Origin of the sequence: Tepidiphilus margaritifer DSM 15129 (genome assembly GCF_000425565.1) — a bacterium.
In the GTDB taxonomy this organism is placed as follows: Bacteria; Pseudomonadota; Gammaproteobacteria; order Burkholderiales; family Rhodocyclaceae; genus Tepidiphilus; species Tepidiphilus margaritifer.
Window position 1 is genome coordinate 57,929 of record NZ_AUDR01000016.1, and the last position, 25,546, is coordinate 83,474.

General features: G+C 65.6%; 24 protein-coding genes and 1 tRNA gene. 22 read left to right on the forward strand and 3 right to left on the reverse strand.

Annotated elements, in window-relative coordinates; all coding sequences use genetic code 11:
* The first annotated feature begins 2 nt into the window (after positions 1–2).
* Genes pabB through H607_RS0105985 form a run of 3 tightly spaced genes read left to right on the forward strand, consistent with a single transcriptional unit; the run spans position 3 to position 3,594 of the window.
* Entirely contained in the window at positions 3–1,739 is a 1,737-nt protein-coding gene (pabB, locus tag H607_RS0105975; protein WP_028874671.1) for an aminodeoxychorismate synthase component I, read from the forward strand.
* Positions 1,740–1,757: 18 nt separating this feature from the next.
* On the forward strand, positions 1,758–2,744 hold the full coding sequence (locus H607_RS0105980; RefSeq protein ID WP_051240714.1) for a YbgA family protein: 987 nt from the start codon (positions 1,758–1,760) through the stop codon (positions 2,742–2,744).
* A gap of 55 nt (positions 2,745–2,799) precedes the next feature.
* Positions 2,800–3,594, forward strand: a complete 795-nt coding sequence (locus H607_RS0105985) for an EAL domain-containing protein (RefSeq protein ID WP_028874673.1) — start codon at positions 2,800–2,802, stop codon at positions 3,592–3,594.
* On the opposite strand, the gene H607_RS0105990 is transcribed toward H607_RS0105985, so the two are convergent.
* Positions 3,591–5,594, reverse strand: a complete 2,004-nt coding sequence (locus H607_RS0105990) for an OPT family oligopeptide transporter (RefSeq protein ID WP_028874674.1) — start codon at positions 5,592–5,594, stop codon at positions 3,591–3,593. The two genes, H607_RS0105985 and H607_RS0105990, sit on opposite strands and share 4 nt — an antisense overlap.
* Before the next feature lie 139 nt (positions 5,595–5,733).
* Here H607_RS0105990 and H607_RS0105995 point away from each other — a divergent pair, with 139 nt between their 5' ends.
* From H607_RS0105995 to H607_RS0106025, 7 genes are all read left to right on the forward strand, one after another.
* Positions 5,734–6,744, forward strand: coding sequence for a class 1 fructose-bisphosphatase (locus H607_RS0105995; protein ID WP_028874675.1), 1,011 nt, complete (start codon positions 5,734–5,736; stop codon positions 6,742–6,744).
* Between the two features lie 171 nt (positions 6,745–6,915).
* Positions 6,916–7,206, forward strand: a complete 291-nt coding sequence (gene groES / locus H607_RS0106000) for a co-chaperone GroES (RefSeq protein WP_028874676.1) — start codon at positions 6,916–6,918, stop codon at positions 7,204–7,206.
* Between the two features lie 50 nt (positions 7,207–7,256).
* Positions 7,257–8,891: a chaperonin GroEL gene (gene groL, locus H607_RS0106005; protein WP_028874677.1), complete on the forward strand. Its 1,635-nt coding sequence runs from the start codon at positions 7,257–7,259 to the stop codon at positions 8,889–8,891.
* Between the two features lie 118 nt (positions 8,892–9,009).
* Positions 9,010–9,798 carry a molybdate ABC transporter substrate-binding protein gene (modA, locus tag H607_RS0106010; RefSeq protein ID WP_083961962.1) on the forward strand — a complete coding sequence of 263 codons (789 nt, stop codon included), beginning with the start codon at positions 9,010–9,012 and terminating at the stop codon, positions 9,796–9,798.
* Between the two features lie 9 nt (positions 9,799–9,807).
* A complete protein-coding gene (gene modB, locus H607_RS0106015; RefSeq protein WP_037989799.1) occupies positions 9,808–10,473 on the forward strand; it encodes a molybdate ABC transporter permease subunit in 666 nt (221 codons plus the stop codon).
* Complete coding sequence (modC, locus tag H607_RS0106020; RefSeq protein WP_028874680.1) at positions 10,470–11,552, forward strand: molybdenum ABC transporter ATP-binding protein; 1,083 nt, start codon at positions 10,470–10,472, stop codon at positions 11,550–11,552. Before modB ends, modC begins: the two co-directional genes overlap by 4 nt.
* A 126-nt stretch (positions 11,553–11,678) precedes the next feature.
* Positions 11,679–11,891 carry a YjfB family protein gene (locus H607_RS0106025; RefSeq protein ID WP_028874681.1) on the forward strand — a complete coding sequence of 71 codons (213 nt, stop codon included), beginning with the start codon at positions 11,679–11,681 and terminating at the stop codon, positions 11,889–11,891.
* Positions 11,892–11,946: 55 nt separating this feature from the next.
* On the opposite strand, the gene tgt is transcribed toward H607_RS0106025, so the two are convergent.
* Together tgt and queA are read right to left on the reverse strand one after the other, a co-directional pair.
* Positions 11,947–13,068 carry a tRNA guanosine(34) transglycosylase Tgt gene (tgt, locus tag H607_RS0106030; RefSeq protein ID WP_028874682.1) on the reverse strand — a complete coding sequence of 374 codons (1,122 nt, stop codon included), beginning with the start codon at positions 13,066–13,068 and terminating at the stop codon, positions 11,947–11,949.
* A 23-nt stretch (positions 13,069–13,091) separates the two neighbouring features.
* Positions 13,092–14,153 (reverse strand): tRNA preQ1(34) S-adenosylmethionine ribosyltransferase-isomerase QueA, encoded by a 1,062-nt coding sequence (gene queA / locus H607_RS0106035; protein WP_028874683.1) that lies wholly within the window; start codon positions 14,151–14,153, stop codon positions 13,092–13,094.
* Between the two features lie 16 nt (positions 14,154–14,169).
* Here queA and H607_RS0106040 point away from each other — a divergent pair.
* The 12 genes from H607_RS0106040 to H607_RS0106095 all read left to right on the forward strand — a co-directional run bounded on the left by H607_RS0106040 (position 14,170) and on the right by H607_RS0106095 (position 25,543).
* Positions 14,170–14,253: transfer RNA gene (locus H607_RS0106040), tRNA-Leu, on the forward strand.
* 383 nt (positions 14,254–14,636) lie between these two features.
* Positions 14,637–15,023: an acyl-CoA thioesterase gene (locus H607_RS0106045; protein ID WP_028874684.1), complete on the forward strand. Its 387-nt coding sequence runs from the start codon at positions 14,637–14,639 to the stop codon at positions 15,021–15,023.
* Between the two features lie 101 nt (positions 15,024–15,124).
* The gene (locus H607_RS0106050; protein ID WP_028874685.1) at positions 15,125–16,450 is read left to right on the forward strand and encodes an OmpP1/FadL family transporter; all 1,326 of its coding nucleotides are present in this window, start codon (positions 15,125–15,127) and stop codon (positions 16,448–16,450) included.
* Between the two features lie 53 nt (positions 16,451–16,503).
* Positions 16,504–18,885, forward strand: a complete 2,382-nt coding sequence (locus tag H607_RS0106055; RefSeq protein WP_028874686.1) for a 3-hydroxyacyl-CoA dehydrogenase NAD-binding domain-containing protein — start codon at positions 16,504–16,506, stop codon at positions 18,883–18,885.
* Positions 18,886–18,900: 15 nt separating this feature from the next.
* Positions 18,901–20,100, forward strand: coding sequence for an acetyl-CoA C-acyltransferase (locus H607_RS0106060; protein ID WP_028874687.1), 1,200 nt, complete (start codon positions 18,901–18,903; stop codon positions 20,098–20,100).
* Between the two features lie 12 nt (positions 20,101–20,112).
* On the forward strand, positions 20,113–20,913 hold the full coding sequence (locus tag H607_RS0106065) for an enoyl-CoA hydratase/isomerase family protein (protein WP_028874688.1): 801 nt from the start codon (positions 20,113–20,115) through the stop codon (positions 20,911–20,913).
* Positions 20,914–21,005: 92 nt separating this feature from the next.
* Positions 21,006–21,446, forward strand: a complete 441-nt coding sequence (locus H607_RS11985) for a DUF2802 domain-containing protein (RefSeq protein ID WP_051240715.1) — start codon at positions 21,006–21,008, stop codon at positions 21,444–21,446.
* 347 nt (positions 21,447–21,793) lie between these two features.
* A complete protein-coding gene (locus tag H607_RS13325; RefSeq protein WP_157381273.1) occupies positions 21,794–22,048 on the forward strand; it encodes an SPOR domain-containing protein in 255 nt (84 codons plus the stop codon).
* Between the two features lie 31 nt (positions 22,049–22,079).
* On the forward strand, positions 22,080–22,535 hold the full coding sequence (gene fliW, locus H607_RS0106080; protein ID WP_028874690.1) for a flagellar assembly protein FliW: 456 nt from the start codon (positions 22,080–22,082) through the stop codon (positions 22,533–22,535).
* 12 nt (positions 22,536–22,547) lie between these two features.
* Complete coding sequence (locus H607_RS0106085) at positions 22,548–22,928, forward strand: RidA family protein (RefSeq protein ID WP_028874691.1); 381 nt, start codon at positions 22,548–22,550, stop codon at positions 22,926–22,928.
* A 7-nt stretch (positions 22,929–22,935) separates the two neighbouring features.
* The gene (gene recG / locus H607_RS0106090) at positions 22,936–24,990 is read left to right on the forward strand and encodes an ATP-dependent DNA helicase RecG (RefSeq protein WP_083961963.1); all 2,055 of its coding nucleotides are present in this window, start codon (positions 22,936–22,938) and stop codon (positions 24,988–24,990) included.
* Complete coding sequence (locus H607_RS0106095) at positions 24,983–25,543, forward strand: chorismate--pyruvate lyase family protein (RefSeq protein WP_051240716.1); 561 nt, start codon at positions 24,983–24,985, stop codon at positions 25,541–25,543. The genes recG and H607_RS0106095 overlap by 8 nt, the downstream gene beginning before the upstream one ends.
* The last annotated feature ends 3 nt before the right edge of the window (positions 25,544–25,546 follow it).

Consider the following 25,546-nt stretch of genomic DNA (forward strand, 5'->3'; position numbering starts at 1 on the left):
GCGTGACTCCCGAAGCGTGGATCGATTTTGCTGCACCGAGAGCGGAGGACGTGCCGCTACGGGGGCGTTTCGCGGGACTGCGCAGCGTGCTGCAGGCCGAGCGTTTCGCGGAGGTCCCAATCGTGCTCGAGCGGATCGAGGCTGCGGCGAGGGCCGGTCTGTGGGCCGTGGGATATCTGAGCTATGAGGCGGCCGCCGCGTTCGATGCGGCCTTGGAGACCCATGCTCCGGAGCCGGGAGCGCCCCTGGCTTGGTTCGCACTCTTCGAACGACTCGCTCCCTGGCCAGAGTCCATCGCGGCGGGAGAATATGCTCCTTTGGCTTGGCGCGAGACAGTGGATGATGCAGCCTTCACGGCGGCGGTGTCGCGCATCCATCGAGCGATCGCCGATGGCGAGTTTTACCAGCTCAATTTCACGGCGCCCGTCGAGGGCTCCTTTTCGGGGGACGCGCTGGCGTTCTTTCTTGCCTTGCGCCGGGCGCAGCCGGGAGGGTATGCACTTTTTCTCGATACGGGTGAAGGGCGTCGGGTGGCGAGCGTCTCGCCGGAGCTCTTCTTCCACCGCGCGGGCGAGCGCATCCTGTGCCGTCCGATGAAAGGGACCGCGCCGCGGGGGAATTCCCCCGAAGAGGATGCACGCCAGGCGCTGCGTTTGCGCACGGAGGAGAAAGAGCGGGCGGAAAACGTGATGATCGTCGATCTCATTCGCAACGATCTCTCGCGCTTGTCCCAACCGGGAGGAGTGCGCGTGCCGCGGCTCTTCCATACGCAGGCTTGGCCGACGGTGTGGCAGATGAGTTCCGACGTCGAGGCCGTGCTGCGTCGAGAAGTGCGTCTGGCCGATGTTTTCTCGGCGCTTTTTCCCTGCGGCTCGGTGACCGGTGCGCCCAAGGTCCGGGCGATGCATTGGATTCGCCGTCTGGAGCAGGGGCCACGGGGCGTATATTGTGGCGCGATGGGGGTGGTGCGTCCCGGTGGGGATGCGACGTTCAACGTACCCATCCGCACCGTCGAGATCGTGCGGGAGCGGGCGCGTTGTGGGATCGGCAGCGCCATCACCGCCGATGCACGGGCACGGAGCGAGGCGAGTGAGTGGCGAGTGAAGCGGGCTTTCTTGGAACGGGCGGCGCGTCCGTTTCAGATACTCGAGACGATGCGCGTGGAAAGCGGGGAAGTGGCCCATTGGCCGTTGCATCGGGCACGCCTGTTGCGTGCGGCGCAGCATTTCGGCTATCCCTGCGAGGAAGCCGCGCTCGATGCGGCGGTGCACTCGGCCGCGGCCTCTTGGCCCGAGCCGGCGGGGCGGCTGCGCTTGTTGCTCGACGCCGAGGGAAAGGTGTCGGTCGATGTCGATGCCGTGCCCGGCACGCCGGATCGTCCCAAAGTGATGCTCGCCCGCTCTCCCATCGATGGTACGAGCGAGTTCGTACGCTACAAGACGACCCGACGCGAAGCCTACGAGGTCCTCGCCCGCGCCGGGGTATTCGACACCTTGCTGTGGAACGAAGCCGGTGAGCTCACCGAATTCACGCGCGGCAACGTCGCGGTGCGATTCGGCGAAACGTGGTATACCCCGCCGCTGTGCTGCGGCTTGCTCGATGGCGTGATGCGCCGCGTGCTCTTGGCGCAGGGGCTGCTCGTCGAACGACGGATCCGCCGTGAGGAACTCGATTCAGCCGAAGAGCTGGCTTTTCTCAACGCCTTGCGCGGTTGGGTGCCGGTGGTCTTGATGCCTTGATGCGGGAGGAGGAAAACGATGCGCCAGGGTGTGGAGAATGAAAGTCAGGTCCTACAAGGGGCGGAGCGCCTGAAACTTGCCGTGAGCGCTTGCGTGCTGGGGCAGCCGGTGCGCTACAACGGCGGGCACAAGCGCTCGGCCTTGTGCGTCGAGCTGCTGGGTCAGGCGTTCGACTTCGTGCCTTTGTGTCCGGAAGTGGGGATCGGACTGGGCACGCCGCGCCCGCCCATCCGCCTCGTTGGTTCGCCCGAATCTCCCCGGGCCGTGGGCGTGGGCGATGCCTCGCTCGACGTCACCGAACGTCTGCAAGAATGGGCCGAGCGCGTGGCGGCGACGCTCGAAGGGGTGAGCGGGGTCATTCTCATGCAGCGCTCGCCTTCTTGTGGCCTTTTTCGGGTCAAGGTCTATCGGGAAGACGGCCGGCCGCCGCAGTTCGGCAGTGGCATTTTCGCGGCCGCGCTCGGGCGCCGGCTGCCGGAGCTGCCCATCGAGGAGGAGGGGCGGTTGCACGATCCGGTGCTGCTGGAGAATTTCGTCGTCCGGGTGCGGGCCTACGGCGAATGGCAGCGCCTGTTCGCCGAGGGCCTCACGCGCGGGGCGATCGTCGCGTTCCATTCACGCTACAAGTATCTGCTGCTCGCGCACGACCCCGCGGGCTACCGTACCCTGGGGTGCTTGGTGGCCGGGCTGGGCAAGGAAGATCCCGAGACGTTCGCGGCGCACTATTTTCCGGTATTCATGGCGGCTTTGCGGCGGCGCGCCACGCGCGGCACGCACGCCAACGTGCTGCAGCATCTGGCCGGCTACCTGCGCCGGGTGCTGCCGACCGAGGAGCGGCAGGAATTGCAGGAGCTCATCGCGCAGTATCGGGAGGGTGTGGTGCCGCTCGTCGCCCCGCTCGTGCTGCTGCGCCACCACCTGCGCCGCCATCCGGATCCCTATCTGGCGCAGCAGGTCTATCTCGAGCCGCATCCGCCACGGCTGGGGCTGCGCAACGCGCTGTGAGGCGAGGCCGCCGCTGCTATCATGCAACCATTGCCAGCACGCAGGAGCTCCTGCCATGCCTACCCTGTTTCCCCCGGAAGAAGTCTTGCGTTCCGGTTGCGACCGCTGCCGCGAGGAAGTAGCATTTGCCTTCACTTTCGCCTTTCAGCCGATCGTGGACGTGGCGCGGCGCGAGGTGTTCGGCTACGAGGCGCTGGTGCGCGGACCCCAGGGCGAACCGGCGATGACCGTGCTCGGCCAGGTCGACGATGCCAACCGCTACGCCTTCGACCAAGCCTGCCGCGTGCGCGCGATCACCCTGGCGAGCCGTCTGGGACTGGATCGATATCTGAGCATCAATTTCCTGCCCAACGCGGTCTATGAGCCTTCCCTGTGCATCCGCAGCACCCTGGAGGCGGCAAAGGAATGCGGGTTTCCCGCCGAGAAAATCCTCTTCGAGGTGACGGAGGGGGAGCGCATCGACGAGGTCGATCATCTCACGAACATTTTTTCCTACTACCGTTCGCGCGGATTTCTCACCGCCCTCGACGATTTCGGCGCGGGTCATTCGGGGCTGAACATGCTGGCGCGCTTCGTGCCCGATCTCATCAAGATCGATATGGCCCTGGTGCGCGATGTGCATCGTGATCGCGTCAAGCAGGCGATCCTCGAGGGATTGCTGCTCACCTGTCGGGAGCTGGGCGTGAAGGTGCTCGCCGAAGGCGTGGAGCAGGCCGAGGAGGCGCAGTGGTTCGTCGCTCGCGGGGTGCGCCTGATGCAAGGGTATTTCTTTGCCAAGCCGGGGTTCGAGTGTTTGCCGCCGGTGCGTTGGCAGACGCAAACCGGCGACGCGGTCTCTTCCAGTTCCTAGCGCAAGGCGATGCGGCGGTAAAAGAGGAAGCACACCGTGACGAGCACCGCTAACCCCAACCACTGCGCCACCGGCTCGAACCCTTCGCCCACGAGCGCGAGCGGCGCTTCCTTGCCGGTACCGGCGATGAGCGCGGCGAGCACGATGCCCATGAGACTTTCGCCGACGATGAAACCCGAGGCAAGCAAGACACCGCGACGCCGGGGCTCTTCGCGCCCGGCGGCCGGGCGGCGGGCCAGGGCCCGTTCGACGGCATGACCCAGCAACGCCCCGACCACCAAGGTCATGCCGATGGTCGGCGGCAGGTAGATGCCCAGCCCCACGGCGAGCACTGGCAGCGAGCCCGAGCCGCTACGGCGCAGGAGCCGGTCGACGAGGATGAGCACCGCACCGAGCACCACGCCGCCCAAGATCATCTTCCATTCCAGCGTGGCGTGAAAGATACCCATGGCGATCGCCGTCATCAGGGTGGCTTGTGGCGCGGAGAGTGCTTGGGCCGGGTCCATGTTGGGGCGAGGAAGCGCACCGGCAAATCCATAGGCCTGGTAAAGGAGCTCGAGCACTGGCGGAATCACCAGGGCGCCCACCACGCAGCCGATCATCAGCGCCACCTGCTGGCGCCAGGGAGTCGCGCCGACGAGGTAACCGGTCTTGAGATCCTGCAGGTTGTCGTTGGAGATGGCCGCGATCGCCACCACCACCGAAGTGGTGAAAAGCGCGAGAGCCACGGCGAGCTTGCCCTCGTTGGCGACGGTGAGCTGCGGCACGGCGCCACCAAAAGCGAGCAGCATGAGCGAGACGAGAATCACGGCCAAGATGCCGATGCCGGAAATGGGGCTGCTCGAAGAGCCGACGAGTCCGGCCATGTACCCTGCCGCCGCAGCGATGAGAAAGCCGAAGATCGCCGCGAAGAGGACGCAGCCGAGCACCAGGACGGCGTAGGCGAGAGGGCCGAGGCCGGAGTCGGCCGCCGTGAGAAAGCGGTGGAAGGCAAGCAGCAGCACGAGAAGGGAGGCCAGCCCCACGGCAAGGATCGTCCGGGGCGAGAGATCCCGTTCCGTGCGGGGGGCGGCCCCATTGCCCAGATGGACTGCCTCGAGCGCGGTGCGGATTCCGTCCCACATCGGCCTGGCGAGCGTGGCGAGCGTCCATAGGGCCGCCACGCCGATGGTACCGGCGCCGAAGAATCGTACCTGCTGGCGCCACAGGCTCATGGCCAGCGCCGGCAGCGTCTGGTCTGCTGCGGGCGTGGCCTGCATCGTCAGCCAAGGGACGATCACACCCCAGGCGATCACGAGCCCAAGCAAAATCGCCAGACCTGCCGCCAGCCCGATGAGGTAACCCGCGCCGACGAGCGCGAGCGAGAAACCCACCGACAGGCGCACCGCGGCCGCTCCGAGCGAAATCCAGGCGGTAAAGCTTTCGGCCAGCAAACGGAAACCGCTGGAACACAGGGTGACCGCCGCGGCGAGCATGCCGCCGAAGGCGATCTCGCGCGCCTGCGCTTTCCCCTGGGCGATGGCCTCCCCGTTGCCTTTCTCCCGCGCGAGTTCGCCCACGCGCAGGATTTCGGCTGCAGCCACGCCTTCAGGGTAGGGTAGGGGGCTGTCGACCACCATCACCCGCCGCAAGGGAATGGTGTAGAGCACGCCCAAGAGTCCGCCCACACCACATACCGCTGCCGTCAGCCGGAAGGGGAATCCCTGCCAATGGCCGATCATCAGTAGGCCGGGCAGGATGAAGATGATGGCCGACAGCGTTCCCGCGGCCGAGGCCTGCGTCTGCACCATGTTGTTTTCGAGGACGTTCGCGCCGCGGCAATGGCGCAACACCGCCATGGAGATCACCGCCGCGGGGATCGAGGAGGCAAACGTCAGCCCCACTTTGAGCCCGAGATAAATGTTGGCCGCGGTGAAGACCACGGTGAGCACGGCACCGAGCAGCATGCCGCGCAGCGTCAGCTCCGGCAGGTCGGTGTCGTCGGGGATGCGTTCGATCATCGGCTTCCTCCAAGTCGGTGAGGCGAAGAATATAGCCCAAATTTTTTCGGGTGCGATCCGTCTTTATCGCCGCGATCGTGCCAAAACATCCTCCTTGGCGCGATAATTCTCTTTTCCGCCAACCGCTGGAGTCTTTCCCATGCGCCGTGTCAGCCTCTCGCAATTCCTCATCGAAGAACAACGCGCCGGACGGCTCGATGCCGACCTGCGGCTCCTCGTCGAGGTCGTCGCCCGCGCCGTGAAGGCCATCGCCGTGACCATCTCCAAAGGAAAGCTGTGGGACGTGCACGGCGAGACCGGCGTGGAGAATATTCAAGGCGAAGTCCAGAAGAAACTCGACGTCATCGCCAACGAACTGCTACTGCAGGCCAACGAATGGGGTGGTCACCTCGCTGCCATGGCCTCCGAAGAAGTCGAGGAAATCTGCCAAATCCCCTTCCAATATCCGCGCGGCGGCTACCTCCTTTTGTTCGATCCGCTCGACGGTTCCTCCAACATCGAGGTCAATATTTCCGTGGGCACCATCTTCTCGGTGCTGCGCAATCCCGATCGGGAGGCGATCCCGACCGAGGCTTCCTTCCTGCAACCGGGCACCGCCCAGGTTGCCGCCGGTTATGCCATCTATGGGCCTGCCACCCAGCTCGTCATCACCACCGGCAATGGCGTGCATGGCTTCACGCTCGATCGGGAATTCGGCTACTTCGTCTATACGCACCCCTTCATGACGATTCCACCCCAGACGAGCGAATTCGCCATCAACTGCTCCAACATGCGTTTTTGGGAACCGCCGGTGCGCCGCTACATCGAGGAGCTCATCGCCGGCAAGGAGGGGCCGCGCGGGCGCGATTTCAACATGCGTTGGGTGGCTTCCATGGTATCCGACGTGCACCGTACTTTGTCCCGTGGCGGGATTTTCCTCTATCCCTTGGATGCGAAGAACCGCGCACAAGGCGGCAAGCTGCGCCTGCTCTACGAGGCCAACCCCATGGCGTTCCTGGTCGAGCAGGCGGGCGGGGCAGCCATCGACGGGCGGCGGCGTATCCTCGAGATCGTGCCGCAGCGGCTGCATCAACGCGTGCCGGTGATCTTGGGCTCGACGGAAGAGGTCGAACGCGTGCGTGCCTATCACGAGGCATCCGACGCTTCCTGATTCCCCAGCCCCAAGTCTCGCGCCTGCGAAGAAATGGCGCGAGGCGCATCGACCCCTCTTGAAATTTCGGCCGAAGGTCCCTATTATTAGCACTCGACAACGGTGAGTGCTAACAACGGGCCGCCGTTGGGTGTGTTCAAACCCTGTATCCGAACCAGAGGAGTCGACACCATGAAAATCCGTCCTTTGCATGATCGCGTAATCGTCAAGCGTCTGGAGTCCGAGCGCAAAACCGCCAGCGGCATCGTGATTCCGGACACGGCCGGCGAGAAACCCGATCAAGGCGAAGTGATCGCCGTGGGTAACGGCAAGATCCTCGAAGACGGCAAAGTGCGCCCGATGTCGGTGAAACCGGGCGACAAGATCCTCTTCGGCAAATACTCCGGTCAGACCGTGAAGGTCGACGGCGAAGAACTGCTCGTGCTGCGCGAAGAAGACATCCTCGGCGTGATCGAAGACTGATCGCGTCGCGACTCCAACCCTTTTCGGAAACTTTTCAGGAGGCATGATCCATGGCTGCCAAGGAAGTCAAATTCGGTGACGTAGCCCGCGAGCGGATGGTGGCGGGTCTCAACATCCTCGCCAATGCAGTGAAAGTGACGCTCGGCCCCAAAGGCCGCAACGTCGTGCTCGAGCGCAGCTTCGGCGCTCCGACCGTGACCAAGGACGGCGTGTCGGTCGCCAAGGAAATCGAGCTCAAGGACAAGTTCGAGAACATGGGCGCGCAGATGGTGAAAGAAGTCGCGTCCAAGACCTCGGACGTGGCCGGTGACGGAACCACCACCGCGACCGTGCTCGCCCAGGCCATCGTGCGCGAGGGCATGAAGTACGTCGCCGCCGGCATGAACCCGATGGATCTCAAGCGCGGCATCGACAAGGCCGTGACCGCCATCGTCGACGAGCTCAAGAAGATCTCCAAACCCTGCACCACCAGCAAGGAGATCGCCCAGGTCGGTGCCATTTCTGCCAACTCCGACCAGTCGATCGGCGACATCATCGCTCAAGCGATGGAAAAAGTCGGTAAGGAAGGCGTGATCACCGTCGAAGACGGCAAGTCGCTCGAAAACGAGCTCGAAGTGGTCGAAGGGATGCAGTTCGACCGCGGCTACCTCTCGCCGTACTTCATCAACAATGCCGAGAAACAAATTGCCGTTCTCGACAACCCCTACATCCTGCTGCACGACAAGAAGATCAGCTCCATCCGTGAGCTGCTGCCGGTGCTCGAGCAGGTCGCCAAAGCGGGCCGGCCGCTGCTCATCATCGCCGAAGATGTCGAAGGCGAAGCGCTCGCCACGCTCGTGGTCAACAACCTGCGCGGCATCCTGAAGACCTGCGCCGTCAAGGCGCCGGGCTTCGGCGATCGGCGCAAGGCCATGCTGCAAGACATCGCCATCCTCACCGGCGGTACGGTCATCTCCGAAGAGCTCGGCCTGCAGCTCGAGAAAGCCACGCTCGCCGACCTCGGCCAAGCCAAGCGCGTCGAAGTGGGCAAAGAGTACACCACCATCATCGACGGGGCGGGCGATCCGGCCAAGATCCAGGCGCGCATCAAGGAGATTCGCGTCCAGATCGAAGAGGCCACGAGCGACTACGACCGCGAGAAACTGCAAGAGCGCGTGGCGAAACTCGCCGGCGGTGTGGCGGTGATCAAGGTCGGTGCGGCCACCGAAGTCGAGATGAAAGAGAAGAAGGCCCGCGTCGAGGATGCGCTGCACGCCACCCGCGCCGCGGTCGAGGAAGGCATCGTCCCGGGCGGCGGCGTGGCGCTGCTGCGTGCCCGCGAAGCCGTGCTCGCCAAAGGGCTCAAGGGCGCCAACCACGATCAGGATGCCGGCATCAAGATCGTGATGCGCGCTGTCGAGCAGCCGCTGCGTGAAATCGTGGCCAACGCCGGCGAAGAAGCCAGCGTGGTCGTGGCCAAGGTGCTCGAAGGCAAGGGCAACTTCGGTTACAACGCCGCCACCGGCGAATACGGCGACATGATCGAGATGGGCGTGCTCGACCCGACCAAGGTCACGCGCACCGCGCTGCAAAACGCCGCTTCCGTCGCCGGCCTGATGCTCACCACCGAAGCCATGGTGGGCGAAGTGCCGGAAGACAAACCCGCCGCCAACCCCATGGCGGGCATGGGCGGTATGGACATGTAATTTCTCGCGCTGCTCCTTTCCGGGAGCAGGGATCGAGATCCGGGGGCCCCGCGCGAGCGGGGCTCTTTTTTTGCCCCTTCGCGCTACACTTGAAGCCTTATCAGGGAGGAGAGAGGGAATGGAGCCAAGTTTTGAGCAACGGGTTTCGTCTCGGGGGCGATCCCGTCTGCAGGCAGTCTGCCTGCTCTTCGGCCTGTGGGCTGTGGTCTCGCCGACTTGGGCCGCCGAAGTGATCGTGGCCGTGGCGGCCAACTTCACGGCCCCGATGAAAGAGATCGCCGCCGCCTTCGAGCGCGAGACAGGGCATAAGGTGAGCCTGAGTTTCGGTTCGACCGGCAATTTCCGCACCCAGATCGTCAATGGCGCCCCATTCCAGGTCTTCCTGGCCGCGGACGACGAAACACCGGCCGCCCTCGAACGCGATGGCTACGCCGTGCTGGGTACACGCTTCACCCACGCGGTGGGAAAACTGGTGCTGTGGAGTCCCACGCTCGTCGTGGATGACCAAGGCAAGATCCTGGAGACGGGCGAATTCGCGCATCTGGCCGTCGCCAACCCCAAGCTCGCTCCTTATGGCAAAGCGGCGATGCAGGTCCTGCAGAAACGAGGACTGGCCGCGCGCCTCGAACCGAAGATCGTCTGGGGCGAGTCGATCACCCAGACGTACCAATTCGTCGTGAGCGGCGCCGCCGAGCTCGGGTTCGTCGCGTTGTCGCAAGTCTATGAAGGCGGAAAGATAAAGGGATCGGCGTGGTTGGTGCCGCAAGAAGATTATGATCCGATCCGGCAAGACGCCGTCTTGCTCGTGCGGGGCAAAGACGAGCCGGCAGCGCGTGAACTGCTTGCCTATCTGCAGCGCGAACCGGCGCGGTCGATCATCCGGCGCTATGGCTACTCCTTCGAGTGAGTGCACGCAATGAGCGCAGGCGCTTGGGCGGCCTTGGCCCTGTCGCTGCGTCTGGCCGCGGTGACGACGTTGGTGTTGTTCTTGATGGGGACGCCGCTCGCGTGGTGGCTCGCGCGCACGCGTTCTCGCTTCAAGGGGGGCGTTGCCGCGGTCGTGGCCTTGCCGCTCGTGCTGCCACCCACCGTGATCGGTTTCTATCTCCTGCTCCTCATGGGGCCCCATGGACCGGTGGGTTGGCTCACCCAGCGGCTCGGTTGGGGGCTCCTGCCGTTTTCCTTTTCCGGTCTCGTCGTGGGTTCGGTGATCTTTTCCTTGCCTTTTCTCGTCCAGCCTCTGCAAAACGCCTTCGAAGCGTTGGGCGATCGCCCCTTGGAGGCGGCTGCCACCTTGCGTGCCGGGCCGTGGGATCGTTTTTTCACCGTGGCCGTGCCGCTCGCCCGTCCGGGTTTTCTCACTGCCGGTGTGCTCAGTTTCGCCCATACGATGGGGGAATTCGGCGTCGTCCTGATGATCGGGGGCAATGTCCCGGGGAAGACGCGTGTCGCCTCGGTCCAGCTCTACGAGTTCGTCGAGGCGATGGAATATGGCGAGGCGCATCGGCTCGCCCTCGTGCTCGTTCTCTTCTCTTTCGCCGTCCTGGTGCTGCTCAACTTCTTCGGGCAGGGCAAACGATGACGCGCGCCGGCATCGAGGCCGAGTTGCATGCCGACTTCGCCGATTTTTCGCTCAGGGTATCTTTGTCCTTGCCCGGACGGGGCGTGAGCGCCCTCTTTGGCCCTTCGGGTTCGGGCAAGACGAGCTGCCTGCGCGCCTTGGCCGGTTTGCTGCGCCCGCGAGGGTTCGTGCGCTTTGCCGACGAAATCTGGCAAGACGATGCCAAGAAAGTTTTCGTGCCGACGCATCGGCGGGCGATCGGCGTGGTCTTCCAAGAGGCGAGCCTTTTCGCCCATCTATCGGTGCGTGGCAATGTCGAATATGGTCTGCGGCGTGTCCCGCCGGCGCAGCGGCGCATCGCCTTGGAGCAGGCGATCGAGCTACTGGGGATCGCCCCGCTGCTCGAGCGTCGTCCTCAGACTTTGTCCGGCGGTGAGCGCCAACGGGTGGCCATCGCCCGGGCCTTGGCCGTCTCGCCGCGCCTTTTGCTGATGGATGAGCCGCTCTCGGCCCTGGACGTCGGGCGCAAGGAGGAGATCATCCCCTACCTGGAACGTCTACCGCACGAGCTCGACCTTCCCATCGTCTACGTCAGCCACGCGCCCGACGAGGTTGCGCGCCTGGCCGATCACTTAGTAGTTTTGCGCGCGGGCCAGGTACTCGCCAGCGGCCCTTTGTCTGAGGTACTCGTGCGCCTGGATACGCCGATTCGCTTGGGCGAGGAAGCCGGTGTGGTCTTGCTGGGACAGGTTGCCGAGCACGACGAAACGTGGGCATTGATGTGCGTTTCCTTTCCCGGGGGAAGACTGTGGATACGCCGGGAGAATCTGCCTCTGGGTACCACTTTGCGTTTGCGGGTGCTCGCGCGCGACGTGAGCCTTGCGCGCTCGCCGCATCAGGATGCCAGCGTGCTCAACGTTTTGCCGGCCAGGGTCGAAGCAATCGGCGAGGATGAACACCCGGCCGACGCCTTGGTGCGGCTCACGGTGGGAGAATCCGCTCTGCTCGCGCGGATCACGCGTCGTTCCGTGGCCCGGCTCGATCTGCATCCCGGGCAAACCGTATGGGCGCAGATCAAGGCGGTGGCGGTGCTGCGCTGAAACATCGGGCGCAGACGAGGGAAATGATACGACTTCTGCGGGCCGGTCGTTCCGACAGGGGAACGCAGTGCATGCTTCGATGATCTACAATGTCTGTGTGAGCCGGATGAAAGAAGGAGATGCGTCATGGATGCCGTCAGTGTCGCCAGCATGATGAGTGCCATGCAACAGGCGAAATTGCAAGATCAGGTTGGCACCGCCGTGATGAGAAAGGCGCTCGACGTGCAGGAAAGCACGGCGCAAGCGCTGCTCTCGGCATTGCCGCAAGTGCCGCAGCAAGCGCCGGTGTCGGCTTCCAACCCCCCGAATCTGGGCAATTCGGTCAACGTCTTTGCCTGAGAAACGCCCGGGCAGCGCCCGCAGCGGCACGCCATCGGGCTGCGGGTCGCGGGTTTTACACTCCGCGCCGACGTTCGGCGAGGATCCGCGCCGCCGTTTCGGCAAAGTTTCCTTGCTCGATCGCCGTGCGCAGCTCCGCCATCAGCGTCAGATAGAAGTGCAGGTTGTGCGTGGTGTTGAGGATGCTCGCCAGGATTTCGCCCGTACGGTAGAGGTGGTGCAGGTAGGCGCGGGTGAAATGGCGGCAGGTGGTGCAGCTGCAGGTCTCGTCGAGCGGGGCGGTATCCTCGCGATAGCGCGCGTTGCGGATCTTCACGTCGCCGTAGCGGGTGAAGAGTAGTCCGTTGCGTGCGTTTCTCGTGGGCATGACGCAGTCGAACATATCCACGCCCGCGCCCACGCCGTGGATGAGGTCTTCCGGCGTGCCCACGCCCATCAAGTAACGCGGTCGCGTCTGCGGCAGCTTGGGCGCGACGTATTCGAGCACGCGCCGCATTTCGTCCTTGGGTTCGCCCACCGACAGCCCGCCGATGGCGTAGCCGTCGAAGCCGATCTCCATGAGCCCGGCGAGCGACTCGTCGCGTAGCGCTTCGTACATGCCGCCCTGCACGATGCCGAAAAGCGCGTTGCGATTCCCCAGCCGGTCGAATTCATCCCGCGAGCGCTTGGCCCATCGCAGCGACAGGCGCATCGATTCGGCCGCCTGCGCTTCGGTGGCAGGGTAGGGTGTGCATTCGTCGAAGATCATCACCACGTCCGAATCGAGCACAGTCTGGATCTGCATCGAGACTTCCGGGGTGAGGAAACAGCGGGCCCCGTCGATGGGGGAGGCGAAGCGCACGCCTTCTTCGCTGATCTTGCGCAGCGCTCCGAGCGAGAACACCTGGAAACCGCCCGAATCGGTGAGAATCGGCTTGTTCCAGCCCATGAAGCGGTGTAGCCCCCCGTGGCGGCGGATCACCTCGAGCCCCGGGCGTAGCCAGAGGTGGAAGGTGTTGCCGAGCACGATCTGCGCGCCCACGTCTTCGAGCGCCGTCGGCGTCATCGCCTTGACGGTGCCGTAGGTGCCCACCGGCATGAAAATGGGGGTCTCCACCGTGCCGTGCGCCAGATGCAGCCGTCCGCGCCGGGCGGCGCCGTCGGTGGCAAGCAGGGTAAAGGCGGGAGTATCGCTCATGGGAATTCCTCGATGACCGGAAGTCAGCGTGCGAAGCGGCGCGGGATGAACATCGCGTCGCCATAGCTGAAGAAGCGGTAGCGCCGTTCGATCGCGTGGGCATAGGCGCGGCGGATGCGATCGAGCCCGGCGAGCGCCGACACCAGCATGAGCAGCGTCGAGCGGGGCAGGTGGAAGTTCGTCACCAGCGCATCGACCACGCGAAAATCGTAGCCCGGCGTGATGAAGAGCTCGGTCTCGCCGCTGCCGGGGCGCAGCGCTCCGCCCTGGGCGGCGCCTTCGAGGGCGCGCAGACTGGTGGTTCCCACGGCGATCACCCGCCGCCCGAGTGCCCGCGCCCGGGCGATGCGCGCCACCGTTTCCTCCGGGATCCAGTAGCGCTCGCGGTGCATGCGATGTTCGTCGAGCCGCTCGACGCGTACCGGCTGAAACGTGCCCGCGCCGACGTGCAGCGTCACCCAGGCCGTGTCCACCCCCTGTTCGGCGAGCCGGTGCAGCAGCATCTCGTCGAAGTGCAGTCCGGCGGTGGGCGCGGCCACCGAGCCGGGCGTACGGGCATAGACCGTCTGGTAGCGCGCTTCGTCCTCCGGCTCGGCCGGACGGGCGATGTAGGGCGGCAGCGGCAGCCGGCCATGGCGCTCGACGAGCTGGGGAAGATCGCCTTCGCCGACGAGCCTCAGGTGGTAGAACTCGCCGTCCCGACCCACGACTTCGACTTCGAAGGCCTCTTCCAGCCGCAAATGCATACCGGGGCGCGGTGGCTTGCTCGCGCGCACCTGGGCGAGCGCCTCCTGCGTGCCGACGAGCCGCTCGACGAGCACCTCTACCGCGCCGCCGCTTTCCTTGCGTCCGAAGAGGCGTGCGTGGATCACCCGGCTGTCGTTGAAGACGAGGAGGTCGCCTTTTTCGAGGAATTCGGGCAGATCGCGAAAGAGTCGGTCGTGCAGCGCGTCGTCGTCGAGCACGAGCAGGCGGCTGGCGCTGCGCTCGGGCAGCGGCGCCTGGGCGATCAGTTCGGGCGGCAAGGAAAAATCGAAGTCGTGCACCGTCAGTGACGGGGCTTTGCGCAGCTCGGGTTCTTGCATATAATCTTTCTTCCGCGCCGGGATGGCGGAACAGGTAGACGCAGCGGACTCAAAATCCGCCGGTGGCAACACCGTGAGGGTTCGACTCCCTCTCCCGGCATTCTATCATCAGACGCATTCTTTCCCTTGGATGGGCCGATTCCTCGCAGCCCGGAATGGATGGCTGCAGGGCGGCTTGTCGCCTCGATACCTCGACCAAAGACTCTTTGCCCGGATTCTACTCGGGGGTCGCGATGCACGACCCTTGTCCGCTTTCTTTTTCCTCATCCTTGGCATTTTTCTTCGTGAACCATTGCCCCAAAAATTTTTTGTGCTATTATTCAAACAAACGTACGAAACAATTGGTGCATCACATGCGTTCTCCAGAGTTCCCTCCCTCCCTTGGTGGTCGCGCTCGCCTTCGGGCGAGCGCCTTTTTTTGCCAAGAAGGGAAGTGCGGGTCGGCTATCATGGTCGTTCGATTCGTGTCCTCAGGAGAAAACCATGTCGGATGTTCTGCCAGATCGTCAACCGGAATTGCGGGTGATGCCCATGCCTTCGGATCTCAACCCGGCGGGCGACGTGTTCGGTGGCTGGGTGATGGCGATGGTCGACATCGCAGGCTCCTTGCCGGCGCGCCGTCGCAGCCGCGGGCGCGTGGCCACGGTGGCGGTCAACAGTTTCGTGTTCAAACAGCCCATCGCTGTGGGTGATGTGGTGAGCCTGTATGCGGAGATCGTCTCGGTGGGGCGTACGTCGATCACGGTGGACGTCGAAGTCTTTGCCGAGCGTCATCCCGAGCGTCCGGTCGTGGTGAAGGTCACCGAAGCCCGACTCACCTACGTGGCGCTCGATGCGCAGGGTAACAAACGCCCCATAGAGGGGAGTTGAACGGTCCGGCGTGCCGAGGGGGCTTCGTCGGAACGTGGCAGGTAAAAAAGAATGAGCGGGCGTATGTCCGTCGGTTCGTGACGAAGAGGAGGAGACGAGCAATGAAGAAGAAACTTTTGGCCGTGGTGGTCCCGTCGCTGTTCGCCGCCAGTTCCACGGCGCTGGCCAGCGGTTTTCAGCTCATCGAACAGAGCGCGAGCGGCATCGGCAACGCCTATGCCGGTTCGGCGGCGCTGGCCGAAGATGCGGGTACGATCTTCTATAACCCTGCCGGTATGACCCAGCTCGGGGCGCGTGAGGTGTCCTTGGGCCTGGCGGTGATCAAGCCCAGTTTCAAGTTCCACGACCGGGGGAGCCTCGCCGCCCCGGGCGTGCCGCTGCCGGGAAGCAACGGGGGAGATGCTGGCGATTGGGCGGCGGTGCCCAACGGCTATTATTCTCAGAAGATCAACGATCGCTTGTGGCTCGGTCTGGGGATCAGCGCGCCCTTCGGCCTCATGACCGAGTACGACGATGATTGGATGGGGCGTTATCATTCGACCAAATTCAAGATCGAGACGATCAACATCAATCCCTCTCTCGCCTTCAAGGTCAACGAGGTGGTGTCGCTGGGATTGGGCGTGAATGTGCAGCGGATGGAGGCGACTTATGACCGCTACGTCGGTCTGGCGGCGCCCCCCCAGCTCAGGGCGCTCGGGGTAACGGATGCGGCGATGCAGCAGACCAAGCTGCGCCTCAATGCGGACGATGTCTCCTGGGGCTGGAATGCGGGGTTGCTCCTCACGCCCACCGAGACGACCAAGATCGGATTTTCCTATCGCTCGAAAGTCAAGCAAAAGCTCGACGGCGATCTCAAGGCTCATGGGCCGGCTGCGGCGGTACTGGACAATCCGCGGCTCGGCCTGGCCGGCGTCGATGCCAAAGTGTCGGTCGATCTGCCCGATACCTTCATTGCCAGCGTGGCACAAGGGGTGGGTGAGCGCTGGACACTGCTCGCCGACGTGTCCTGGACGGGGTGGAGCAGCCTGAACGTGCTGCCGATCTATCGTTCGAGCGGTGTGCAGTCCGGTTCGGTGGCCGATACCTTGGCCACCCGTTTCCGGGATACGTGGCGCGTGGCGCTGGGTGCAAATTACCGGCTCGATGAACGCTGGTTGCTGAAGTTCGGTGTGGCCTACGACGAATCGCCAGTGAGGAATGCCGAGAATCGCCTCTCGGCCCTGCCCGACAACGATCGCATCTGGGTATCGTTCGGAGCACGCTGGTCGCCGGATCGGGAAAACCGCGTCGATATCGGCTTGGCGTATCTTTTCATCAACGATACCCGTATCGACAGCAACAAGATGGCCGACGGCCGGGGGCGCCTGACCGGGGAATATTCGGGAGACATCTGGCTGATGGGTGTGCAGTATTCGCGGGCTTTCTGACGGAGGTCGTCCCGCGGCGCGTGTGAACGACATGAAATGACGAGGAGAATCGTGTGGAACGTATGAGGATCCGCAAGGTGGCCGTGCTCGGCGCGGGGGTGATGGGGGCGCAGATCGCCGCGCATTGCGCCAATGCCGACCTGCCGGTGGTGTTGTTCGATTTGCCCTCGGGCGAGGGGAATCGCAATGCGACGGTGCTCAGGGCGCTCGAGGGGCTGAAGCGCCTCGATCCGGCGCCGCTGGCCGAGTCGCAGCGGCTCGCCTGGATTCAACCGGCCAATTACGACGACGACCTGGAGGCGCTGCGCGAGTGCGACCTGGTGATCGAGGCCATCGCCGAACGCCTGGACTGGAAACAGTCCCTTTATGAGCGCGTGGCGCCTTTTCTCGGGGAGGGGGCCACGCTGGCCTCGAACACTTCGGGCCTGTCGATCACGGCATTGGCGCAGGCACTGCCCGAGGCGGTGCGCCGCAATTTCTGCGGCATCCATTTCTTCAACCCGCCGCGTTATCTGCCGCTCGTCGAACTGGTGCCGCATGCAGGAACCGATGCGGCGAGGCTCGATGCACTGGAGGGCTGGCTGACGACGCGCCTGGGGAAATCGGTGATCCGGGCCAAGGATACGCCCAACTTCATCGCCAACCGTGTTGGCGTGTTCTCCATCCTCGCGGTGATGCATCACACGCAGCGGTTGGGTCTGGGGTTCGATGAGGTCGATGCGCTCACGGGGCCGCGCATCGGCCGCCCCAAGAGCGCGACGTACCGAACGGCCGACGTGGTGGGGCTGGATACGCTGGCGCACGTCATCGGGACGATGCAGACGACCCTTCCCGAGGACCCCTGGCATGGCGTCTTTCGCGTGCCCCAGTGGCTGGAGTCCTTGATCCGGCAAGGGGCCTTGGGGCAGAAGAGCGGCGCTGGCGTCTACCGCAAGGAGAAGGGCGGCATCCTGGTGCTCGATCCGTCCGCCGGGGCTTACCGTCCGGCCCGGGGAGAAGTAGCGCCGGAGGTGGAGGAGATCCTCGCCCTGCGCGATGTGCGCGAGCGCTTTGCCCGGCTGCGCGCGAGCGGGCATCCGCAGGCGCAGTTTCTGTGGGCGCTGTTTCGCGACGTGTTCCACTACTGCGCTTTCCATCTGGCAACGATCGCCGACAGCGCGCGCGACGTCGATCTGGCGATGCGCTGGGGGTTCGGCTGGACCATGGGGCCTTTCGAGACGTGGCAGGCGGTGGGTTGGCGCGACATCGCCCGGGCGATCGAAGAAGATCGTGCCGCCGGCCTCACGCTCGCCAATGTGCCCCTGCCGGCTTGGGTAGAGGAGCTCGACGGCGTGCACTCGGCCAAGGGGTCGTGGAGTGCGGCGCGCGGCACATGGGTGGAACGCTCTTTGCTCGGAGTGTATCGGCGTCAGCTCTATCCCGACCGGGTCTTGGGGGAGCGATTCGACGATCCGGGCGAGACCTTGTGGGAGAACGAGGGGGTGCGCCTGTGGCGCCGCCCCGACCAGGACGCAGGGGTGGGCATCGTTTCGGTGCGCAGCCGCCATCACACGCTGGGCGCGGCGGTGATCGAGGGCATCCTGGAGGCGGTGGCGCGGGCCGAGCGCGAGCTCGATGCGCTGGTGCTGTGGCACGAGGCGCCGTTCGCCCTGGGCGCCGATCTGAAGCAGGTGCTCGAAGCAGCGCAGGCCGGCCGGTTCGACGAGCTGGAGACCATGGTCGAACGATTCCAGCAGGCGTCCATGCGGCTCAAGCATGCTGAGATCCCCGTGGTGGCGGCGATCGAGGGCATGGCCTTGGGCGGGGGCTGCGAGTTCGCCCTGCACACGGCGCATCGGGTATTCGCGTTGGAGTCCTACGTCGGTCTGGTAGAGGTGGGCGTGGGGCTCATTCCGGCCGGGGGTGGCTGCAAGGAGCTGGCGATCCAGGCGCATCGCATGGCCCGGCGTGCCGCTGGCGGCGATGTTTTCGCGTTCATTCAGCCGATGTTCGAGCAGGTGGCCAAGGCCAAGGTCTCGCGCAGTGCGCTCGAGGCGCAGGCGATCGGCTATGGGCGAGCCGGGGACGATGTGGTGATGCACCCGAAAGAGTTGCTCTACGTGGCGATCCGACGTGCCCGCTCACTGGCGGAGGCGGGCTATCGTCCCCCCTTGCCCGAGCGTGAGATCGTGGTGGCGGGGCGCAACGGCATTGCCACCTGCGAGATGATGTTGGTCAACATGCGCGAAGGGGGATTCATCTCGGAGCACGATTACCGCGTCGGCAAAGGAGTGGCTACCGCGTTGTGCGGAGGGGAAGTGGAGAGCGGGGCCCGGGTGCCGGTGGAATGGTTGTTGGCGGTGGAGCGGCGCGAATTCATGACCTTGCTGCGCACACCCAAGACGTTGGAACGCATCGCGCATACGCTCGCAACGGGCAAACCGCTGCGCAACTGAGGAGAGGAGCAAGGAATGAGCAGACGAGGTCAGGATGCCTATGTGGTGGCGGCGGTACGCACGCCGGTGGGTCGCAAGGGTGGGATGCTGCGCCACGTACGGCCAGACGACATGCTGGCGCACGTGTTGCGGGCGGTGACGGCGAGGGTGCCGTCACTCGATCTGGCGGAGATCGGTGACGTGATCACGGGTTGTGCCATGCCCGAGGCCGAGCAGGGGATGAACGTGGCCCGTATCGGCCTGCTGTTGGCCGGTTTTCCGGTACGAGTGCCGGGCGTGACGGTCAACCGGTTCTGCGCCTCCGGTCTGCAGGCGGTGGCCGACGCGGCGGCGCGCATCCGGTTGGGCGAGGCCGACGTGATGATCGCGGCCGGCACCGAGTCGATGAGCGTGATGCCGCAGATCATGGGCAACAAGGTGAGCATCAACCCGAAGGTGGTGGAATCGGACGAGAATCGGGCCATCGCTTATGGGATGGGGCTGACCGCCGAGGTGGTGGCACGCCAATATGGTGTATCGCGAGAGGATCAGGATGCCTTCGCCCTGGAATCGCACCGCAAGGCAGTGGCGGCGATCGACGCAGGGCTCTTTCGCGAGGAGATCGCTCCCCTGCCGGTGTGTACGCACCTGCCCGGCACCGGGGGGACAGTGGCGGTGCGCGAGTCGATGGCCGAGATCGACGAGGGGCCCCGACGCGATACGTCACCGGAGCGGCTGGCCTCGCTCAAACCGGTATTCGCCGCGCGCGGTAGCGTGACCGCCGGCAACAGCTCGCAGATGTCCGACGGCGCCGGAGCGGTGTTGTTGATGTCCGAGGCGGCGCTCGAACGCTATGGAGTTCGGCCCATTGCGCGTGTGGTATCGTACGCCGTGGTCGGCGTGCCGCCGGAAGTGATGGGAATCGGCCCGGTGGAAGCCATCCCCCGAGCCTTGCAGCGCGCCGGCCTGAAACAGGACGATCTCGACTGGATCGAGCTCAACGAGGCGTTCGCGGCGCAGTCGTTGGCGGTGATGCGCACGCTGGGGCTGGATCCGGCCAAGGTGAATCCGCTGGGCGGGGCGATCGCACTGGGTCATCCCCTGGGGGCGACCGGTGCGATCCGTACCGCGACGCTGATGGCGGCCATGCAGCGCGACCCGAAGGTGCGCTATGGCATGGTGACGATGTGCATCGGCACGGGCATGGGCGCCGCGGGGATTTTCGAGCGGGTGTAGACGGGAGGAAGCATGGCGCAGACGGTGCTGTGGGAGGTGGTCGACGGGGTCGGACAACTGGTGCTCAACCGGCCGGAGTCGCTCAACGCCTTGTCGTTCGAGATGATGGAAGCGCTCGACGAGGCGAGCGCCGCCTTGGTGCAGCGTACTGATCTGCGCGTCCTGGTGGTGAGCGGGCAGGGTGGGCATTTCATGGCCGGAGGGGACATTCGCGATTTTTCCCGCCTGCTCGACCGCACGCCCGGAGAGCGGCGTGAAGCGTTTCGCGCCGCGATCGAGAAGCGGGTGAATCCCGTGGTGGAGCGTTTGAGCCGTGTGCCCTGTCCGGTGGTGGCTAAGGTGCGTGGTGCCTGTGCCGGGTTCGGCATGTCCTTGATGCTCGCCTGCGATCTGGCGATTGCCTCGAGCGACGCGGTGTTTACCACGGCCTATGCCATGCTGGGGCTTCCGGCCGACGGCGGGTTGTCTTACTTCTTGCCCCGGGTGGTGGGCAGCCGCCGTGCGGCGGAGCTTTTCCTTCTCTCGGAGCGTTTCGACGCGCAGCGTGCCCTGGAGCTGGGGATCGTCAACCGCGTGGTCGCGCCCGACGCGCTCGACGCCGAAGTCGAGACGCTGGTCGCGCGCCTGGCCGCCGGACCGGGCTACGCCTATGGGCGCATCCGCTCGCTGCTCGCCGATTCGCTCGAACAGAGCCTGGAGGCGCAGCTCCTTGCCGAAGCCGAGGCATTCGGCGATTGCAGCGCCACGGAGGATTTCGCCGAAGGCATCGAGGCGTTTTTGGCCAAGCGCAAACCCCGTTTTCGCGGTTGCTGAGTGCGTTCGCCGCGGATGTCCGGATTTTCCCGCTTGGCGGGAATGCCGGACGGCTTTATCATTGCTGCGGAAAGAACGGCGGAGCGCTGAGTGTGCAGTGGGTGATCGGCGGGATCTTGGTGGCGAGCATCGCTTGGGTGATGTTCGAGGTCGTGCGCTGGTGGCGTGTCCGGCAGCGCAAGCCATCTCCCTCTTTGCCGCAATCGGCTGCTCCCTTCGGGCTCGATCTCACGGTGAAGACGCTGGAGCGTCGCTGTGACGCCCTGCAGCACCTCCTCGATGAGCACGCCCGCCAACTGCAGCAAATCCTCGACCGGTTGCAGCGCCTCGAACAGCAGGCCACGACGGCCCCGCCGGTTTCTTCCTCTTCGCCCGTCGAGCCGCTCGCCGCGTCCCCCGAGTATGTGGAGCCGATGGTGCTTGCCCGCCGCGGGCTCGATGCGCCGGCGATCGCCGCGCGCTGCGGCATCACGCTCGGCGAGGCGGAGTTGCTCGTGGCCATGGCCCGTGGCGACCGGGGGAATACACCATGAAGGCGGGCAAAGGGGCTACCGTGCCTTTTCCCTGGAAGCGGGTGGTGCCGGCCTCCGTGCTCGCCGTCGCAGCGGCTTTCGCACTGTGGTACCAGGCGAACGGGCAAAAGGCGCCCGAACCTGAGCCGCCCGTCGGACCGCCCGTCGTCGCGGCGAAGGTGTCGGCGCGCGTTGCGCCCGTTGCGCCCGAACCGTCCTCCGAAAATGCCAACGCTGCGCAGGAGCAAAGTCACCCCGGATCGGCGCCGCCGGAGCACGCCGCGGTTGGAAGCCCTGCTTCCAGTGGTGATCTTCACAGGCCGGAAACCAGGCAAGACGAGCTGCCCGTACCGCCTCCATCGGCGGAAATGCCGGAAAAATCCCCCCTTGCTGCGCGTTCGGCACCACTGGAGAAGGGATACTATGTGCCGGTGGGCATGTTCGGCCGGTTGGACGCCGCCGAGCGGCTCGCCGGGCAGTTGGAGACCTTGGGTTTTCCGGCGCACTTGCAGTCACGCGTGCTGGTCGGCCCTTATGCCACGCGCCAGGAAGCGCAGCAGGCGGCCGAACGGCTCAAACGCCAGCACAAGCTCGGCGTGGCCGGCGTGATGCAGGTGAAATGAGAACTTCAAATCAACGGCAAGGAGGTGTGTGATGAAACTGCAAAGTCCGGTGTTGGGCGAAGTGGACGTGGCCGAGGACAAAGTGATCGAGTTCCCCAATGGCCTGCCAGGATTCGAGGCGTGCAAGCGTTTCATGCTGGCGCATGATGCAGAAGGGGAGACGGGCGCAGATCGTCCCAAGGTCTTCATCCTGCAGAGCCTGGATGATCCCAACGTGGCCTTTTCCGTGGTGAGCCCAGAGGCTTTGGGTGTGCGCTACGAGATCACGCTCTCGGATGGCGAGGCGGCCCAGTTGCAGATCGAGAAGCCCGAGGACGTGGCCTTGGCCGTGATCGTACGCCGTGCCGATGGGGCCGAGGCGAACACGCCGCAGGATAGCGGCCTGCGGGCGAACTTCATGGGGCCGCTGCTCATCAACACCGCCGCGCGCCGCGGGTTGCAGAAGGTGCTCGAGCGGTTTACCTGTGAAATGGTCGTGCGGGCATAAGGAGTCGATGCCATGCGACGTCACGTCAATACCGACAAGGCACCGGCAGCGATCGGTACTTATTCCCAGGCAGTCTTCGCCGGCGATACGCTCTATCTCTCCGGCCAGCTGGGGCTCGACCCGGCCACGATGACGCTGCCGCCCGAATTCGCCGCGCAGTGCGAACGGATGTTCTCCAATCTCAAGGCAGTGGTGGAGGCGGCCGGGGCGAGCCTCGATCAGGTGGTGAAACTCACGGTCTTTCTCACCGATCTTTCCTATTTTGCCACCGTCAACGAGGTGATGGCACGCTACTTCGGTGCGCCCTATCCGGCGCGCTCGGCGGTGGAGGTGAAGGGCCTGCCGCGCGGGGCGATGGTGGAGGCCGAGGCCGTCGTCTGGCTGGGGGCGTGATCCGGCCTTGCCCGCGCAAGCGCCTTTCCGCCATCCGCTGGAATCCTGGCCGGGTGTCGGCCCGGCGGTGGCTTCGCGTCTGGTGAAACTCGGGGTGATGCGCCCCGAGGATCTCCTTTTTCTCCTGCCGCTGCGCTATGAGGACGAGACACGCGTCACGCCCGTGGCGCAGGCGCAGGCCGGTTCGTCCGTACTCGTGGAAGGCCGCATCGTGCGCGTGGAGCGCAAAGAGGGGCCGCGGCCGCAGCTCGTCGCGCATCTGGACGACGGCACTGGCTTGCTCACCGGGCGCTGGCTGCACGTCTATCCCGGTACCGTCAAGCGGCTCGAACCGGGCAAGCGCATGCGCTGGTTCGGCGAGGTGCGGGTCGGTTTCTTCGGCGAGCGCGAGATGTTCCATCCGCGGCTGGTGCCGCTCGAGGCGCCGCTGCCCGACCGCCTCACCCCCGTCTATCCGAGCGTGGAGGGTTTGTCTCAAGGGCTGTTGCGCCGTCTGGTGCGCCGGGCGCTGGAGGTGGTCGCGCCCGCCGAGTGGCTCGACGAGGCGCTGCGCGCGCGCGAGCAACTGCCGCCGCTGCGCGAGGCGCTGGAATGCTTGCACGCGCCGCCTGCCGGTGCCGACGAAGCGCGGCTGACGGCGGCGCGTCGCCGCCTCAAACTGGAGGAATTGGTGGCGCAGCAGGCGTCGATGCGCCGGGCGCGCGCGGTGCGACGTTCGGCCAAGGCTCCGGCCTTGCCCGAGCCGGAAGGGGCGGTGCGGCGGGCCCTGTGCGAGGCCTTGCCTTTCACCCTCACCGCGGCGCAGCAGCGGGTGCTCGCCGAAATCGACGCCGATCTGGGAAAACCTCATCCGATGCACCGTCTGCTCTTGGGCGACGTGGGCAGCGGCAAGACGGTGGTGGCCGCTTTGGCGCTGGCGCGGGCGCTGGATGGGGGGCATCAGGGGGCGTTGATGGTGCCCACCGAGATCCTCGCCGTCCAGCACGCGCGCAAGCTCGGTGAGTGGCTCGCCCCGGCCGGGATCGAGGTGGCGCTGCTCACCGCCGCCACCCCGGCCAAGGCGGCGCAGGCGCTGCGTGCCCGGCTCGCCGAAGGGGAACCTCTGCTGGTGGTCGGCACGCACGCGCTCATCGAAGAGGCAGTCGCCTTGCCGCGCCTGGCGCTCGCGGTGGTCGACGAGCAGCACCGTTTCGGCGTGCGCCAGCGCTTTGCCTTGCGCGCGAAAGCGGGCGAGGGATTTTCCCCGCATCTGCTGATGATGTCCGCCACGCCCATTCCGCGCACGCTCGCGCTGGCGATCTACGCCGACCTGGAATTGTCGCTGCTCGACGAGCGCCCCCCGGGGCGCCAGCCGGTACAGACTTTGCTGCTGTCGCAGCGCCGCCGGGAGGAGCTCATCGAGCGGGTGCGCCGCTGGTGCGCCCAGGGGCGACAGGCCTACTGGGTCTGCCCCTTGATCGAAGAATCGGAAGTGCTGGATCTGCAGGCGGCCACCGAGACCTGGCGGGAGCTCGTCGCGGCGATGCCTGAGCTGCGGGTCGGCCTGTTGCACGGTCGACTCAAGAACGAAGAGAAACAGCAGGTCATGGAGCGGTTCGTGGCCGGCGCCCTCGACGTGCTGGTGGCGACGACCGTGATCGAGGTAGGCGTGGACGTGGCCAACGCGAGCCTCATGGTGATCGATCACGCCGAGCGTTTCGGCCTGGCGCAGCTGCATCAATTGCGCGGCCGAGTGGGGCGCGGCAGTGAGGCGTCTTTTTGCGTGTTGTGCTACGGCGAGCCGCTCTCGGCCACGGCGCGCCAGCGGCTCGCCGCGATCCGTGCCAACGACGACGGTTTTGCGCTCGCGCGCGAGGACCTGCGGTTGCGCGGCCCGGGCGAATTCGTCGGGCTGCGCCAGAGCGGCGTGCCCAGCCTGCGCGTGGCCGATCTGGTGGCAGACGAGGATCTCGTGCCGCTCGCGCAGCGGCTCGCCGACGAAGTGCTGGAACGCGATCCGGCGCTTGCCGAGACGCTCATTCGGCGCTGGGTGCCGGGTGGCGGGGCTTGGCTCCATGCCTGAGGGGACGCTCTTCTTCGTGCCGCGCTGGCGCGCCGGGCTGCCTTGGGGGGTGCCGCCCCGGCTGGGGCCGTGGCTTGCCGAGCGGGGGTCGCTCACTGCCCGCATCCGGGCACATTGCCGGGAGTTCGCCGTGCGCCGCCTTTGGGAAGGATGGGGCCGCCCCTATCCGGACGAGGCGATCGCCCTGAGGGTGCCGACCTGGCAGAGGGTGCGCGTGCGCGAAGTGGCGCTGCTCGCCGATGGCGTGCCGGTGGTGTTCGCACGCTCGCTGACGGCGTGGCAGGGCGTGCGATACCCGTGGCGTCTGCTGCAGTGCATCGGCAACCGTCCTCTGGGCGCGCTGCTCTTCGCCGATCCCAAGGTGCTCCGCGGCACTGTGCAGGCGGTTCGGCTCGATGCGCGCGATCCGCGGTATCATCGCGCATCGGCGCTGTGGCGGGAAGCACCGCCGGGTTTGTGGGCGCGACGCTCGCTCTTTTGGCGGGCGGGCGTGCCGCTGCTGGTGAGCGAGGTTTTTCTGCCGCCGATCGACCTTCTCATTACACCGACGTGACGA